Origin of the sequence: Synechococcus sp. CCY9201 (assembly GCF_034931105.1) — a bacterium.
In the GTDB taxonomy this organism is placed as follows: Bacteria; Cyanobacteriota; Cyanobacteriia; order PCC-6307; family Cyanobiaceae; genus CBW1002.
This window is the reverse complement of record NZ_JAYGIC010000085.1, coordinates 1-15394: the sequence shown is the minus strand read 5'-3', so window position 1 is coordinate 15394 and position 15394 is coordinate 1. Positions and strand designations below refer to the sequence as shown.

The window sequence follows — 15394 nt, the reverse complement described above, 5'->3', positions numbered from 1 at the left end:
GAGCAGCAGGCGCAGCCCCAGCGGCGAGAGGCGGCGCCGGATCCGGCCGATCCAGAGGGCCGCCACCCGCCCAGCGATCGCCAGCGGCGAGCGATCCGAGACATCGACCTCGGGGCCCAGCCGCTGCCGGTCGCTGGCCACCAGCGGGCCCAGGTCGATGTGCTCCACCCCGGGCGGAGGTTCCAGCACGGCCGGCTGATCGGGTAACAGGGTGATCAGCCGCACCCGCAGACCACGGGCCGCGAAGTGCCCCGCCGCCAGCACCGCCACCTTCTGGGCACCACCGGGACCCAGATGGGGCAGCACGATCCAGAGATCATCCCCCGGCAACGACGGGGGCACAGTGTTGGAAAGGGGCGCGGACATGGCGGAGGCGCGGCTCAGGGCATCAGGGGCTTGAGGGCTGCGAGGAACTGCTCCCGCACCGCGGCTTCGCCGTAGCGCTGCCGCACGGCGCGGGCCTCGCTGCCGAGGCGACGCCGCAGACGGGGATCGTCGATCAGCCGCTCCAGTTCGCGCTCCAGCAGCGCCGCATCGGCCTCGGCCGGCACCAGCCAGCCATCCTGGCCATGGCGCACGATCTCCTCCGGACCGGTGGGGCAGGCGCAGGCCAGGCAGGCGCAGCCGCTCACCATGGCCTCAAGCAACACGTTCGGAAACCCCTCGTAGCGGGAGCTGAGCACAAACAGGTCGCAGGCCCCGTACCAATCGGCCACGTTGCCCACTGGGCCCGGCAGATGCACACGCTGGCGCAGCAGCGGGTCGGCCTTCCATTGCGCCACCAGATCCGCCACAGCCCGGCGATGGCTGCCGCTGGCCGGATCGAGGCCCAGGATCACCAGATGCCAGCTGGGATGGCGCGGCGCCAGGCGGGCAAAGGCCGCCAGCAGCCGGTCGAATCCCTTCTGGTGGGGCTTGGTGCCCACCGCCAGCATCAGCGAGGCGCCGGCGGGGATCAGAGCGGCGGGAGCGATCCGTGGCGGGAAATCGGCCAGGGGCCAGCCGATCGGGTTGGGCACCAGATGGCAGCGCGACTCCGGCACCGCCTGGGTGGAGATCAGCCAGGCCAGGGTGCGGCGGGTCTGCACGAGATGGGCCGCTGCGCGCGGATAGGTGAGCCGGCGCAGCCAGCGCCAGGGGAGGGCGGGCGGCTTGGCGGGCGGATAGTTGCGCTCCGACACCACCACAGCCCAGGGCAGACCGGCGCTGACCAGCAGCAGCTTGATCGCCGGCAGGGTCGTGATCCCCAGCGCCAGGCAGGGGCTCAGCTGGCGCAGCAGCCTCCGCAGCCGCAGCAACCGCCACGGGAAGCCCCACCAGCCAAGGGCCTTGAGCCAGCGGGGCTCGGGCGGCTCGACACGGCGATCCAGACCGGCGGGCAGGGGGTAGAAATCGCGCTCCGGCCCGTGGCGGGTGAGCAGCAGCACCGGCAGGCCGGCCTGCTGCAACCACTGGGCCCACTGCAGGGTGATGCGCTCGGCGCCGCCGGCCTTGAGCGCATCGATGTAGAGCAGCACCGGCCCGGGCGACGGCGGCAACAGGGGATCCCCCATCAATCCCGCCGGCTCCGCGAGGCCCTGCCCCGGCTCCCTGAAGCCATGGCGGCAGGCTTGTAACGCAGCCGCCACAACCGCATCAGCCGCCGACTGGTGAGCCGTCGCTGCCGTAGGCGCACCGGCAGGGTGAACCACAGCACCTGCAGGATCTGCAGAGGGGTGAGTCCACGACTCCAGGACCGATCGAGCCGGATCGGTCCGCCCGCCTTGAAGCGCATGTCGTTGCCATGGATGTTGCGGCGTGGTCCGTGGCCCCAGTCCATCTGGGCCTCCTCGAAGGGCAGACCGATCGCCGTCATCAGCCGCTGCAGTTCACGGCGCGGTTGGCCGGCGAGGCGCTCGTAGTGCACCAACAGATGGCGGCGGCGATGGAGCAGGTCATCAGCACGGAAATAACCATTGGCGTAGTTGTAACAAACCTCACGAAGATCAGCGCCCTTCTTGACATAGCTGTGCACCAGTCCCAGGGGGCCGCGCAGCAGATGAATCGGCAGCAGGTCATAGCCGCCGTAGAGCTCCTGGCCCTGGAGAAGATCACGCAACCGCGGCAGACTCTTGGAGGAATCCACGATCGTTCGGCAACCGCTCACCGCCGCCACACTCTCGTAGAGCGCCAGGTTGTGGCCATGGTTCACCCAGGGGTCGACGCTGTCGAGCCGCAGGGTGTCAAAGCTCAGGCCCGTGCTGGCCTGCAGTTGGTCCTGCACGGACCTCCAGTAGGGACACTCGAGAGGATCGAGGCCATGGCAGCTGCAGCGTTTGCGGCTGCGATCGGTGGCGGAAAGCATCTTGATCTCACCCACACTGGTGAGACCGGAATGACCGCTGAGCAACAGATCCAGCAGGGTGGAACCGCTGTGGCCGCGACTGGTGATGTAGAGCACCTGCAGGGGCGGCAGCAGGTGCCGGGACTCAGGCGAAGACGACATCAACGCAACCGTCATCAGGATGAAGTGGTCAACCCGGGCAGGGCGGCATCGCGGTAGCGCTGCAGCGCCGGTGCGATCCGGGTGCGAAAGCCGTGGCCATCGACCTTTTTCTTGAACAGCAGCGCCACCAGGGGATAGAGGGGCTCCAGCCGCCGCTCCTCCAGGCTGAGTCCTGTCAGGGCAGCCGCCACCTGGCGCGCGAAACCGGCATGGTCTTCGCGGGCAGGGGAGGCCTGGTGCCGGGGCGACTGGGCCTCCCGCACCACCGCCTCGATGCGGGTCGTCACCTGAGCCAGGGCGGCAGCATCCTGGCGCGACCAGGCCTCCAGCCAGGAGCAGCCGAGGCAACGCAGCAGATTGCTGAGCAGGCGATAGCTCACATCGGCGTCGATCCGATCGAGATCAAGCTGCTCGGCCAACTGGGCAGAACGCCGCGCCACAGCGGAGAAGGCCTGAAAATCCTCCAGGGAGAAGTGCAGGCGCCCCAGCACGGTGTAACAGGAGATCAGCAGCTTGGCCCTGTTCTCCCGATCCTCCCGCCCACAGCTGGGCGTTCCGGGATCCGCCTCCAGCTCTTCGGCCAGCCGGGCGATCGGCGCCACTGCCGCCGCCATCGACTCGGGATCCTGGTCTTCCAGGGTGCGGTAGGCCCAGGCGATGGCGCCATAGGCACGGAAGTGGGCCGGCAGCGGCTCAGCCGCCGCGATCCTCTGCAGCAGCAGGGCATGGTCGCGGGCGTGGGCGGAGCGGAAGCGGCGGCGGAACAACAAGCGATACAACAGCTCGCTGCTGCCCCAGTCGCACCAGAGGCGGATGAACAGTTCCAGGGCCGCTGCGACGTCGCCATCGGCGCAACAGCGCAAGGCCAGGGCTTCGAGCAACAGGGGGGCAGCGCCGGGAGCGCGGCACCAGCGCTCCAGCCAACGCCGGCCCCGGCGCGGCTGATCCAGCCGCTCGCAGATGATCACCACAGCCAGCCGCAACCGGGCCAAAGCCCAGCTCCAGGGGGCCAGGCGCCGCATGCCGGTGGGCCTCACACCCATCTCAGAGGGGCCGCGGCCAGAGCCCGAACCGCAGCAGCAACCGCAGGCGGAAGCGCGCCTGCGCCAGCCGGATCGCCAGCCGCTGCCGGCGGGAGAGCTGACGCCGCCAGCGTTCGTCGAGGCGGATCGTGGAGGCGCGGCTGGTGCGCGTGCGCTTGTTGCCGTTGACGTTGTGATGCTCGTGCCGGGTCCAGTCCAGCTGGTCGGGCTCAAAGGCGAGTCCGGCCGCCTCCATGATCCGCCCCAGCACCTGTTCCGGCTGGCGACAGAGGCTCTCGTAGGACACGAGCAGATGGGGATGATGGCGGAGCAGGTCGTAGCGGGGCCAGAGATTGCGGTGGTAGATCTCCAGCTCCTCACGCCAGGGGCGTCCCTTGGCGATGTTGGAGCACACCACGCCTTCCGGCCGCCGCACGATGTGCACCGGCAGCACCTGCAGATCGGGGTCCTGCAGCAACAGCTTCAGGCGGGAGAGCTTCTTGGAGGAATCGACGAACACCGCGCAGCCTGTCTTCTGCTGCAGCACCGTCAGCAGGCGGCGATTGGCGTCCCGAAACGCTGCCGGTTCGGTGGCGTGGATCTGCAGCTCGGCCAGGGGCGGTGAGCCGGAGGCCTCAAGCCGGCTGGACACGTCCTGCCAGAACAGGCAGGTGGCAAAACTGGATGCCCCGCAGGCACATTCCCCTTCCGATTTAGCGGTGAGTTTATGGATTTCACCCAGGGTCAGGCAGGCAGAATGGGAGCCGATCAACATATCCAGCAAGGTGGAACCGCTATGGCTATTGCTGGTGATGTAGATCAGCTTCAACGGGGGCATCGACGCGTCAGTAACAGAACGAATGAACAGAAAATCGGTAGCAGTCGAGGCTAGCAGTGCCTCTGAGGCTCGCTCTCCAGAAACGCCAGCATGCGGCGACTGCGCTCGCTGTAGGTGACGGAACCGGCAAGCCGCAGGCGCTCGGCGGCGGCGGCAGGGTCCGGCACCAGAGCCTCCGCCACGGCGGCGGCGAAGCTCTCGGCGTCTGGGGCAAGGGCCACCACGGAGGCATAGGGCTCCAGCGCCGGCAGTGGCGTGGCCACCACCGGCAGGCCAGCGGCCAGGTACTCGAAGAACTTCATCGGGAACATGGCGCGGGTATAGGCATTGATCCGCGCCGGAATCAACCCCACCGCCGCCCCCTTGAGATAGGCCGGCAAGGCCCCATAGGGCCGTGGGCCGAGGCGGTGGATGTTGGGGCAATCCGCCAGGGCAGTGATCAGCGTGGCGGGATCCCCCTCACCCACCGCCCCGATCAGCACGATCGACCAGTCCGGATGGCGACGGGCCACGGCAGCCAGCAGCTCCATGTTCATCTTGTAGGTCGCGATCGCTCCCACGAACAGGAGCCGCGGTGCCGGGATGCACCCCAGATCGGCCGGCAGGGGCAAGGCGGGATCCAGTGCCTGGCGGAAATGCTCCACGTCCACCGCATTGGGCAGCAGGGTGCAGCGCCGAGCCAGCGGCCGGCAGCGTTCCTGCAACACCGGGGTGGTGGTGACGACTCCATCCACCTGGTGGCAGAGCTGCTGTTCGTCGCGCCGGATTCGGGGCCCATCCATCCCCGGCTGCGTATCGATGGCATCGACACAGTGATAAAGCGAACGCCGGTAGGCGTGCACCGGCAGCAAGGCCGCCGTGCGGGGGTTGTAGGTCCAGAGCAGATCGCGGCGCAGGCCCAGCTGGAGCCGGGCCAGGGCCAGAGTGGTACGCAGCACGAGGCCATTGAGGCGGTCCACCCACGGCCCTGCTGGCAGGGGCAACTGCAGCGGCGAGATCACCCAGATTCCAGGGCGCACAGGCCGCGGCCTGGGGAAGGACAACCGCAGGCGGCGCCACAACCGGCCCCGATCCCGCTGCCCCAGGGTGGGGGGTCGCAGGCCTAGGGAATCCACATAAAGCACCCGATGACCCAGCTCCGCCAGGCTCACAGCCACGTGCTGTTTGTTGGTCCAGAAGGGATGATCCCAGTCGGCCGTGGCCAGCAGGGTGATGTCGAGGCCGGGGCTCACGAGGCGGCCGCGAGGCTGCGCTCCAGGGTGGCCACCAGTTCCTCAAAGCTGGAGGAAGCAGCCCGCAGCTGCTCGAAATTGCCGGCTGCCTTGATCCGGCCCGCCTCGAATTCGTAGATGCGGTCGCAGCGCACGATCGTGGAGAGGCGGTGGGCGATCACGATCGTGGTGCACCGTCGGCCGATGATCTCGAGCGCCTCGATCACCTCCGATTCCGTCTTGTTGTCGAGGGCGCTGGTCGCCTCATCGAGCAGCAACACCTCGGTGCGCCGGTAGAAGGCCCGCGCCAGTGCAAGCCGCTGGCGCTGGCCACCGGAGAGCCGCAGGCCATCGCGACCGATCGGGGTGTACAGGCCATAGGGAAGTTCGGCCACCACCTCGGCGAGCTGGGCCGATTCCAGCGACTCCCAGACCAGGTTCAGATCCACCTGATCGGGGTCTTCGCCGAAGGCGATGTTTTCCAGAACGCTGCCGCGGGTGAAGCTCACGATCTGGGGCACATAGGAGCAGCAGGACTGCCAGGCCCGGCGATCCTGCGAATCCAGGGGCGTGCCATCAATCAGAAGTTGTCCTTTCTGGGGGGTGAGCAGTGCGAGCAACAGCAGGCCCGTGGTGGTCTTGCCGCTGCCGGTGGACCCCACGAAGGCGACACGGGAACCTACCGGGATGGTGAGGCTGAGATCGGTGATCGTGGAGTGGTTGGTGGTGGGATAGGCATAGGTGATCCGATCCAGCCGGATCGTGCGGCGCGGAATGAAGGCCTGCGGGCTCATGGGAGTGCCTCCCGGCCCCAGAACAGCCGTGGGGATCTCACTACCTTCATCGGCAATCTGCATCAGCTTGAGCAGGCTGGAGATGTTGGGTAGACCGGAGCGGAGCTTGGTGATCGACGCGAAGGTTTCCTGCAGGGCTGGGGTGAGGCGCAGCGAGGCCAGGGCCAGGGTGGCGAGAAAGGGGATGACCTGCTTCACATCGGAGAAACCGCCACCGAGCACCGCCGGAAAGATGGCAAAGGAGAAAATCAGCGTGATGCCAAGCGGCTCGATCGTGAGCTTGGGGAACCAGGGCAGGAGCGTATTGAGAAACTCGAACTTTTTGGCCTCTTGGGCCTTGTCGCGGAAGGAATCGGCATAGAAATCCTCGGCGGCGTAAAGCTGGATCTCGCGGATCATCGTCATCGAGTCGATGAAGGTCTGCTTCATCTGCGAGGCCAGATAGAGCTTCTGTCGCTCGGCATGGCGCAGATAGGGCGTCATGAACACCGAAAAGAGGCCGTAGGCGAGCGTGAGACCAGCGAACAAACCGAGCGCATACCAGCGCCCCACATAGAGAATGCCACCAGTGAGCAACACCACCGAAAAGAACGACGAAAACAACGGCAGACAAGGCCGCAGAATGCCGCGTGTCACCTTGGTGACGTTGGTGAGCAGCTGCGTCGCCAGCTTGGAGTCGTCCTGGGCAAGATGAAACTCGTAGGGAAGATAGAGAATGCCGCGATAGAGATGATCGGTCAGATAGAGCCACATGCGCTCGATATACTGCTCCTGCGAAATCACCAGCCAGAGGCGCGCCAGCGAGCGGAGCCACGAGATCAGGATGAAGGCACCGATCAGGAAGAGGACAAACTCAAAGCGATCTGAGCCGGGAATATGAATCGGAATGATCTGGCGCTTCGCCTTCGACATCAACAGCGAAGACATCAGCTGGGCCAGAATGCCCACTGACAGGATATCAAGAACACCAGGCAGCACTGCCAAGGGCAGCAGCCAATAGAACTGCCGCCTGAGTGATTTCGGGAGGGTCAGAATGAGCTGCCGAAGCTGATCGAGTGTCTGGCTTTTCGGCAGCCGCACGGAGAACACCTGTGATCTCCCCCAGCTTATGGGGGCTCCCCTGCCACGCCGCCAGGCAACGGGCCAGCCACTTAACCGATCGACCCAAGCTGGCGGGAAAGCAGGCGCCGCAAGCGATCCGCCCGCTGCCGCCAGCGCAGCTGCCAGCGGGGTGGGGCCAGCAGCGGCGGCTCGCCGGCGCTGAGCCTGTCCCAGTGGCGGTTGATCTCCTCCAGGGCATGGCGCCAGCGCCGCCGCAGCTCCGGCTCGCTGCAGGCCTCCAGCAGGGGCTGGAGACGATCCGGGTCAGCGCGCCAGGCGCTGGGATCCCTGACGGCGGCAGTGATCCGCTCCAGATCTGCGGCCAGGCTGCCGGCGCCGATCTGATGGGCAATCGACCCGGGATCAAGGCTGTCGGCCAGGGCGTGGTTGAGGCTGCTGAACACAACGCAGCCGCAGGCGAGAGCCTCGAGCGGCGGCAGTCCGAACCCTTCCGTCAACCCCCGCCCCCGCCAGTAGTCGGCCGAGTCGTAGAGCACCACCGTGGCCCGGTTGAACAGATCCACCAGATCGTCCACCCAGCCGCTCTGCACCTCCACCCGCAGTCCCTGGCGCCGCAGGGCCGGCACCAGTTGCGTGAGCACGTAGGCACTGCTCTTGCGCTGCTGCACCAGCACATCAATCGGGCGGCGGCCCTCCAGCCCATCGCCATCGCTCCCGTCAGAACCGGTCCCATCGCCGCCGGCGGCAGGGCCGCCCGGCCGGAGGCCGCGCTCCATCCAGTCGCGTTCGAGGGCGTTCGGCACCAGAAACAGGGGCTGGCGGGGCGCCGCATCCCCCCAGTAGCCGAGCGTGTTGCGGCTTACCGCCAACACCGGCACGGCGGGAGGCAGGGAGAAGCCATAGCCACTGCTGTGGGCGTGATAGGCCACTGGGCGTCCGCGCAGGCGGCGCAACTGGCTTGGCACCTCAAACCCCCAGCTCACTATCCAGAGGGCCTCGCCGGGCGGCTCCTCCGACGCCAGCAGATCATCGAGGAAGGCCAGGCCCTCCTCCCGCTTGCGGTAGGTCACCACCTCCGCCGGCACGATCTCCTGCAGCAGGCGCAGGGTCTGCAGCTCCACAAGCAAGCCGCCACAGCGGAACCGGCCAGTGGTGCCGGGCAGCAGGAATCTCAGGGGACGCAAGCGCACGGGCTCCAGCAAGGGCGAGTGTGTCGCATCCAGGCCCCGCCCAACGGCAGGGCCTGATCTCAGCCGGGCCTCAGGCCGCCACCACTTCGGTGCTGCCGGTGCGTTGGCGACGGGTGAGGAAGCCGAACAGCACCTTGCCGATGGCGGCGATGAGGTTGCCCTCCAGTTCCTGGAACATCACCATGTTGAGGTGGAAGGCATGGTTGGCCTCCTCGACGATGCGATCGGCCATGGCCTGATCGATCGGCAGATGGTCCAGGGTGGCGCGGTAGTTGACCTTGAAGGCCTTCTCGTCGTCGATGGCGTCGAACTCGTAGAAGCGGAGGCCGTCGTGCTCGCCCAGGTTCATCGCCTTCTGGGCGATGTTCTTGAGGATCTGCCCACCGGAGAGATCGCCGATGTAGCGGGTGTAGTGATGGCCCACCAACAGCTCGGGGGTCTCACGGGCCACCTGACGCACCCGGTTGACGTACTCCACGGCACCGGGGGTGGGCTGCAGCTGCTGGCGCCAGTCGGAGCCGAAGTAGAAGGCCATGTCCTGCTCCAGCACCGCCTTGCGGTTGAGGGCGTCGAAGGCGATCGGGCCCACCACCGGATGGTCCTTGAGGCGGCCGATCTCCTCCTCCATGGCGCTGTAGAGGACGTAGAGGTTGGCGACGAGCCGGCGATAGCTCATCTTGTCCACCACCCCCTTGAGGAAGCAGCTCACAAAACCGGTGTTCTCGGCCATGGTGTGGGACTTCTTGGTTCCCTCACGCAACTGAGAAGCAAGCGCGACAGACATCAATCCGGAAAGCTGCATAGCCAGTCCAAGCAAGTTAGGCGCAGCCTTCCCAGCGGCGGCGACAAGGTTGCGAAGGATTACGTGGGCAGCACCTGCCCCAGCCCTGCGCCGCAGCCCCAAACCCAACGGGGATCAGGCGGCTCGCCGATCGTCACCGGCTTCCGGGGGGCCGCCGTCGGCATCGGAGTCGCTGCTGCCGAGGGACTGGGCGCCAGCACCGAACAGATCGAACAGTTCGCGGCAGAGCAGCTGCAGGGTCTGGACCACCTCAGGACTGGGCAGGTGGCTGCCGGAGGGTTGCCACTCCCCCAGCGTGGCCAGTCGCCAGCGCTCCGATTCATAGGTGAGGCCGCGGATCAGAACCCCCAGCAACCGCGGCCGGCTGCGGGCGACCGCCGCCTCCGGCGCCCGCTCCAGCCGCAGCTGCAGCAGCAGCGAGCGGCACTGGGTGCGAGGGCTCCAGCCGGGGAAATGGAAGGAGAGATCCAGCGATTCCCGCTCGTTGAAGGCACGGGTGAGGGGATCGTCCCGCCAGGGGGTGAGGTTGGCGCGGGCCGCGGGGAAATGGCCCCGCACCAGGGTGACCACCGAGGCGATCGCCTGAGCCAGTTCCAGCGATCGTGCCTGATCGGCGGCGTTCATGCCGTTCCCCGGGAGCAGAACCAGATCATGGCCAAAACCTAGGCTCAGCCGGTCGGTCCATGCTGCGGCGCCCCGGCCGGTCGCGCCAGCCATGGTGGGCTGATCCCCATCAACCCCGGTCCCTTCACCCCCTCGCGCATGGCCACCTACGAGAAGCTCACCGCCCCCAGCAGCGGCACCGCCATCCGCTTCGAGAACGGTCAGCCGGTGGTGCCCAGCGACCCGATCATTCCCTTCATCCGCGGCGACGGCACCGGCGTCGACATCTGGCCCGCCACCCAGCGGGTGCTGGATGCGGCGGTGGCCAAGGCCTACGGCGGTGAGCGTCGCATCGAGTGGTTCAAGGTGTTGGCCGGCGACGAGGCCTGCGACCTCTACGGCACCTACCAGTACCTGCCCCAGGACACGCTCACCGCGATCGAGGACTACGGCGTGGCGATCAAGGGGCCCCTCACAACGCCGATCGGCGGCGGCATCCGCTCCCTCAACGTGGCCCTGCGCCAGATCTTCGATCTTTACTGCTGCGTTCGTCCCTGCCGCTACTACAACGGCACCCCCAGTCCCCACAAGCGGCCCCAGGACCTGGATGTGATCGTCTATCGGGAGAACACCGAAGACATCTACATGGGGATCGAGTGGGAGGCCACCGATCCAGTCTGCATCGAGCTGATCGAGCACCTCAATGACACGGTGATTCCCGCCAATGGCAAGCTCGGCAAGCGCCGCATCCCTGCCGGCTCAGGCATCGGCATCAAGCCGGTGAGCAAGGACGGCACCCAGCGGCACGTCCGCAAGGCGATCCAGCACGCCCTGGGCCTGGAGGGCTCGAAGCGCCATGTGACCCTGGTGCACAAGGGCAACATCATGAAGTTCACCGAGGGGGCCTTCCGCGACTGGGGCTACGAGCTGGCCACCACCGAGTTCCGCGACGTCTGCGTGACCGAGCGGGAAAGCTGGATCCTCGACAACCTCGCCCGTAACCACGGCCTCACGATTCAGGACAACGCCCGCCTGATCGAACCCGGCTACGACAGCCTTACGCCGGAGAAGAAGGCAGCAGTGGATGCGGAGGTGAAGCAGGTGCTCGACGCGATCGGCGAGAGCCACGGCTACGGCAAATGGAAGAGCATGGTGCTGGTGGACGACCGCATCGCCGACAGCATCTTCCAGCAGATCCAGACGCGGCCCCAGGAGTATTCGGTGCTCTGCACCCTCAACCTCAACGGCGACTACATCTCCGATGCCGCCGCCGCCGTGGTGGGTGGTCTCGGCATGGCGCCGGGCGCCAACATCGGCGACAACGCCGCCATCTTCGAGGCGACCCACGGCACGGCGCCCAAGCACGCCGGCCTCGACCGGATCAACCCCGGCTCGGTGATCCTGAGCGGCGTGATGATGCTCGAATACATGGGCTGGCAGGAAGCCGCCGACCTGATCACCGCGGGGATCAGTGCCGCGATCGCCAATGGGGAGGTCACCTACGACCTGGCCCGGCTGATGGAACCCCGGGTGGAGCCGGTGAGCTGCTCGGGCTTCGCCGAAGCAGTGGTGCGGCACTTCTCCTAAGTGCTTGCTGAAAACCCCTTTTGAGGTCGTTGACAACTCGGGCAGCATGTTCCCATGCCAGTAAAGATGGGCTTTCTAATCAGCACCACCGGTACTGAATGGATCGCCAGCAGAGTTTATCGGCAAACTCCTCAACACAAACTGCGTAAACAGCACTCAATCAGCCTGCACCAGCAACACCCCAAGCCACAGCAAGAAATGCCAAACAACCGAAATCTCCCATCTCTTCGCGGACTAACGAAGAGCATCCTCGACAAACCAATCCAACAACTAGCAGCCCTAAAAAGGCATTTACTTGGCGCCGACACTCTACCGCTCTCCCCAAGCCTAGGGGCTGACGGCGGCGTCCAAGCCTCTTATGTCAAAGGAGCTCTGAAGAAAATCCACGCTGGCCGCCCTCACGCCAGCCTTGGAGGCAACATCAGCGAGAAATTCAAGCGCAAGGCGCTAACTTGCTTCCAGTACCTAACCAAGCAAGGCATCACTCCAGACGATGTCGTGGTCGACTATGGGTGCGGCACCTTGAGAATCGGGAAGCATTTTATTGAATACCTAGAGAAAGGGCATTACGTGGGGATGGATCTTGACCGAAGAATTCTCGATGCCGGACTGAGCCAGCTGCCCCATGAAAAAGTCGAAGCGAAGACGCCCAGGCTTGAATTGATTGACGATGAGAGCATTGATCGCGTAGCCACGCTAAACCCTTCCCTCGTATTCGCCAAGGGCGTACTTCAGCACGTGCCTCCAGCGCAGTTGAACAGGTTCTTTTCCAATCTTGCGAAGCTCGGGGCACACGGAACTATCATTGTGGTCATCAAAATCGCAAGCACAAGCAAGAGGCTTTCGAATCGGTCCTGGAGCTACACGGCTAATGACGTCCTTGCAGCAGCAGGCAAAGTCAATTTGAAATTAGTCGGGGTTGAAAGAGTTTGGCATCATTTCAGGAGCTAGTGAAAAGAGAAATGACCCGACCAGAGGTTGATCTCAGCCCAATAATCTTCATTCCTGCTCTCGGTTCCCATGGCTAAAGGTGCTCAAGCAATGGGTGCAGCCGCGGGTCCCGGACCGCTTGGACTATCCAACGCCACCGACCCCTGCGTGCACTGCGGCTTCTGCCTGCCCACCTGTGCCAGCTACCGGGTGCTGGGCACGGAGATGGATTCACCGCGGGGTCGCATCCACGCCCTCAAGGCGATCGCGGCCGGCGAGCTGGAGCTCGATGCCACGGTGGCGGGCCATTTCGACAGCTGCCTCGGCTGCTTCGCCTGCGTCAGCGCCTGTCCCTCCGGCGTGCGCTACGACGAGCTGATCGAGGCGACCCGGCCCCAGCTCAACGCTCCGGAGCTGCGCACCCCGGTCCAACGCAGCTTCCGCCGCCTGCTGTTCGCCCTGCTGCCCTACCCCCAACGGTTGCGGGCCCTGCTCACGCCCCTGCGGGCCTATGCCGGCACCCCCCTGCAGGCCTTGGCGCGCCGCAGTGGCCTGCTCCGCCTGCTCGGCCCCCAGATCGAGGCGATGGAGCGGCTGCTGCCGCCCCTGCCCGCCGAGAGCTTCGCGGACGGCTTCCCGCTGGTGGTTCCGGCGATCGGTCAGCGCCGCTACCGGGTGGGGCTGGTGCTCGGCTGTGTGCAACGCCTCTTTGATCCGGCGGTGAATGCGGCGGCGGTGCAGGTGCTGCGTGCCAACGGCATTGAGGTGGTGATCCCGCCGGCCCAGGGCTGCTGCGGCGCCATGACCCACCACCAGGGCGAAGAAGCCCTGACCCGCACCCATGCCACGGCCCTGATCGACAGCTTCGCGGCGGTGGTGGGCCCGGGGCGTCCCGCCGGAGCCGAGCCGCTCGATGCGGTGCTGGTGGCGGCCTCGGGCTGCGGCCACACCCTCAAGCACTACGACGCTCTCCTAGCCAGCGAACCGGCCTGGGCCGCCCGTGGCTCCGCCTTCGCCGCCGGTGTGGCCGACCTGCAGGAGTTCCTGGAGCGGGTGGGTCTGAGCGAGGCGTTCCGGCAAGGCCTGCGGCCCCTGGACCATGCCGACGGCAGCCGGGCCAGCGCCGATCGTCCCCTGCGACTGGCCTATCACGATGCCTGCCACATGCTGCACGGCCAGGGCATCCGCGAGCAGCCTCGGGCCCTGCTGCGCGCCATCCCCCATGTGGAGATCCGTGAGGCGGTGGAGGCGGGGGTGTGCTGCGGCAGCGCCGGCATCTACAACCTGGTCCAACCGGAGGAGGCCGCCGCCCTCGGACGGATCAAGGCCGACGACCTGCGCGGCACCGGGGCCGATCTGGTGGTGAGCGCCAACATCGGCTGCAGCCTCCAGATCCGCCGCCACCTGGACGACACACCCGGTGAGGTAGCCCCGCTGCCGGTGGTCCATCCGGTACAGCTGCTGGAGCGCAGCTTCCACGCCACCCCTGCCTGAGGAGAAACACGTGGGCGTTCTGGTGGATGGGGCGTGGAAGGATCGCTGGTACGACACCCGTGCCAGCGGCGGCCATTTCGTGCGCGACAGCGCCCGTTTTCGCAACTGGATCACACCGGACGGCGCAGCCGGCCCGAGCGGTGAGGGCGGTTTCCCCGCCGAAGCGGGCCGCTACCACCTCTACGTGTCGCTGGCCTGCCCCTGGGCGCACCGCACCCTGATCGTCCGGGCGTTGAAGGGCCTGGAGGATCTGCTGCCGATCTCGGTGGTGCACTGGTTCATGGGCGAGCACGGCTGGACCTTCGATCCAGGCCCCGGCGTCATCCCTGACCCCGTGTGCCAGGCGCGCTTCCTGCATCAGCTCTACACCCAGGCCGATCCTCACTGCAGCGGCCGCGTCACGGTGCCGCTGCTGTGGGACCGGCAGCGGGGCACGATCGTCAGCAATGAGTCGTCCGAGATCATCCGGATGCTCAACTCCGCCTTCGACCAGCTCGGGGCCCGGCCGGGCGACTACTACCCCGAGCCCCTGCGCCCCGCGATCGACCGGCTCAATGCCCGGATCTACGACACGCTGAACAACGGCGTCTACAAGTGCGGCTTCGCCACCAGCCAGGCCGCCTATGAGGAGGCATTCGAGCCCCTGTTCGCCACGCTCGACTGGCTGGAGCAGCACCTCAGCCAGCACCGCTATCTGCTCGGAACCCAACGCACCGAAGCCGACTGGCGCCTGTTCACCACCCTGGTGCGCTTCGATCCGGTCTACGTGGGGCACTTCAAGTGCAATCGTCGCCGCCTGGTCGAGTATCCCCACCTCTTCGCCTATGTGCGCGAGCTGTATCAGATGCCCGGCATCGCCGCCACGGTGGACTTCGATCACATCAAGCGGCACTACTACCAGAGCCACCCCACGATCAACCCCTCCGGCGTGGTGCCCCTGGGTCCATCCATCGATTTCCAAGCGCCCCATGGGCGGGAGCGGCTCGCCCCTCCATCCACAGCCAGCTGAGGTGCAAGGTGTCTGCGTCGCCGAGATTGCCCGGGAAGGTGAGCAGCGGCAGGCCCGCCAGCGGACCACAGGCACCCGCTGGCTGCACCAGTGACAACCCCGGCAGCAGCTGGCCGCGCAGATCCACCGCCGCCAGATCCAGTCCATCGGCCAGCAGGGTGTGGGTGGTGATACCGCCCTTGCTGATCAGATAGCCGAGATCCGGCGCCAGGCTGGCTGCCAGCCGGGCCATCAGGGCCGCCAGTGCCAGCCCGAAGGCGCGGCGCTCGGTGGCACTCCGGCAGAGCAGCTCCCCGCGGCTGCTGAACAGCACCGGCGTGCGGCCGCTGGTAAGGATCCGCCGCAAGGCCTGCCGCCAGTCCTGCTC

14 protein-coding genes and 1 pseudogene are annotated in these 15394 nt (G+C 66.6%); 4 read left to right on the top strand and 11 right to left on the bottom strand.

The features are described 5' to 3' along the window. The 10 genes and pseudogenes from VB716_RS08935 to VB716_RS08890 all read right to left on the bottom strand — a co-directional run. Positions 1–366: pseudogene (locus VB716_RS08935) on the bottom strand (hypothetical protein); the annotation flags it as partial. 14 nt (positions 367–380) lie between these two features. Beyond that, positions 381–1553 carry a glycosyltransferase gene (locus VB716_RS08930; RefSeq protein ID WP_323270280.1) on the bottom strand — a complete coding sequence of 391 codons (1173 nt, stop codon included), beginning with the start codon at positions 1551–1553 and terminating at the stop codon, positions 381–383. Beyond that, on the bottom strand, positions 1553–2500 hold the full coding sequence (locus tag VB716_RS08925) for a sulfotransferase (RefSeq protein WP_323270279.1): 948 nt from the start codon (positions 2498–2500) through the stop codon (positions 1553–1555). Before VB716_RS08925 ends, VB716_RS08930 begins: the two co-directional genes overlap by 1 nt. After that, positions 2500–3528, bottom strand: coding sequence for a hypothetical protein (locus VB716_RS08920; RefSeq protein WP_323270278.1), 1029 nt, complete (start codon positions 3526–3528; stop codon positions 2500–2502). The genes VB716_RS08925 and VB716_RS08920 overlap by 1 nt, the downstream gene beginning before the upstream one ends. A gap of 1 nt (position 3529) precedes the next feature. Then, positions 3530–4345: a hypothetical protein gene (locus tag VB716_RS08915; RefSeq protein WP_323270277.1), complete on the bottom strand. Its 816-nt coding sequence runs from the start codon at positions 4343–4345 to the stop codon at positions 3530–3532. Positions 4346–4395: 50 nt separating this feature from the next. Beyond that, complete coding sequence (locus tag VB716_RS08910; protein WP_323270276.1) at positions 4396–5577, bottom strand: glycosyltransferase; 1182 nt, start codon at positions 5575–5577, stop codon at positions 4396–4398. Continuing rightward, complete coding sequence (locus tag VB716_RS08905) at positions 5574–7430, bottom strand: ABC transporter ATP-binding protein (protein ID WP_231598225.1); 1857 nt, start codon at positions 7428–7430, stop codon at positions 5574–5576. Before VB716_RS08905 ends, VB716_RS08910 begins: the two co-directional genes overlap by 4 nt. A gap of 71 nt (positions 7431–7501) precedes the next feature. Beyond that, entirely contained in the window at positions 7502–8596 is a 1095-nt protein-coding gene (locus tag VB716_RS08900) for a glycosyltransferase (protein WP_322758000.1), read from the bottom strand. A gap of 76 nt (positions 8597–8672) precedes the next feature. Next, positions 8673–9386: a heme oxygenase (biliverdin-producing) gene (locus VB716_RS08895; protein WP_197158052.1), complete on the bottom strand. Its 714-nt coding sequence runs from the start codon at positions 9384–9386 to the stop codon at positions 8673–8675. 132 nt (positions 9387–9518) lie between these two features. Continuing rightward, positions 9519–10028: a hypothetical protein gene (locus VB716_RS08890; protein ID WP_197158054.1), complete on the bottom strand. Its 510-nt coding sequence runs from the start codon at positions 10026–10028 to the stop codon at positions 9519–9521. A gap of 138 nt (positions 10029–10166) precedes the next feature. Between VB716_RS08890 and VB716_RS08885 the strand changes: the two genes are divergently transcribed. From VB716_RS08885 to VB716_RS08870, 4 genes are all read left to right on the top strand, one after another. Then, positions 10167–11594: an NADP-dependent isocitrate dehydrogenase gene (locus tag VB716_RS08885; protein WP_322758001.1), complete on the top strand. Its 1428-nt coding sequence runs from the start codon at positions 10167–10169 to the stop codon at positions 11592–11594. Positions 11595–11660: 66 nt separating this feature from the next. After that, the gene (locus tag VB716_RS08880) at positions 11661–12545 is read left to right on the top strand and encodes a class I SAM-dependent methyltransferase (RefSeq protein WP_323270275.1); all 885 of its coding nucleotides are present in this window, start codon (positions 11661–11663) and stop codon (positions 12543–12545) included. Positions 12546–12635: 90 nt separating this feature from the next. Further along, entirely contained in the window at positions 12636–14018 is a 1383-nt protein-coding gene (locus VB716_RS08875; RefSeq protein ID WP_323270274.1) for a (Fe-S)-binding protein, read from the top strand. 10 nt (positions 14019–14028) lie between these two features. Continuing rightward, a complete protein-coding gene (locus VB716_RS08870) occupies positions 14029–15027 on the top strand; it encodes a glutathione S-transferase family protein (RefSeq protein WP_323270273.1) in 999 nt (332 codons plus the stop codon). Here the strand turns inward: VB716_RS08870 and VB716_RS08865 are convergent. Continuing rightward, positions 14933–15394: nucleotide-binding domain containing protein (locus tag VB716_RS08865; protein ID WP_323270272.1), on the bottom strand; the 462-nt coding region annotated here is incomplete at its 5' end. The genes VB716_RS08870 and VB716_RS08865 overlap by 95 nt on opposite strands.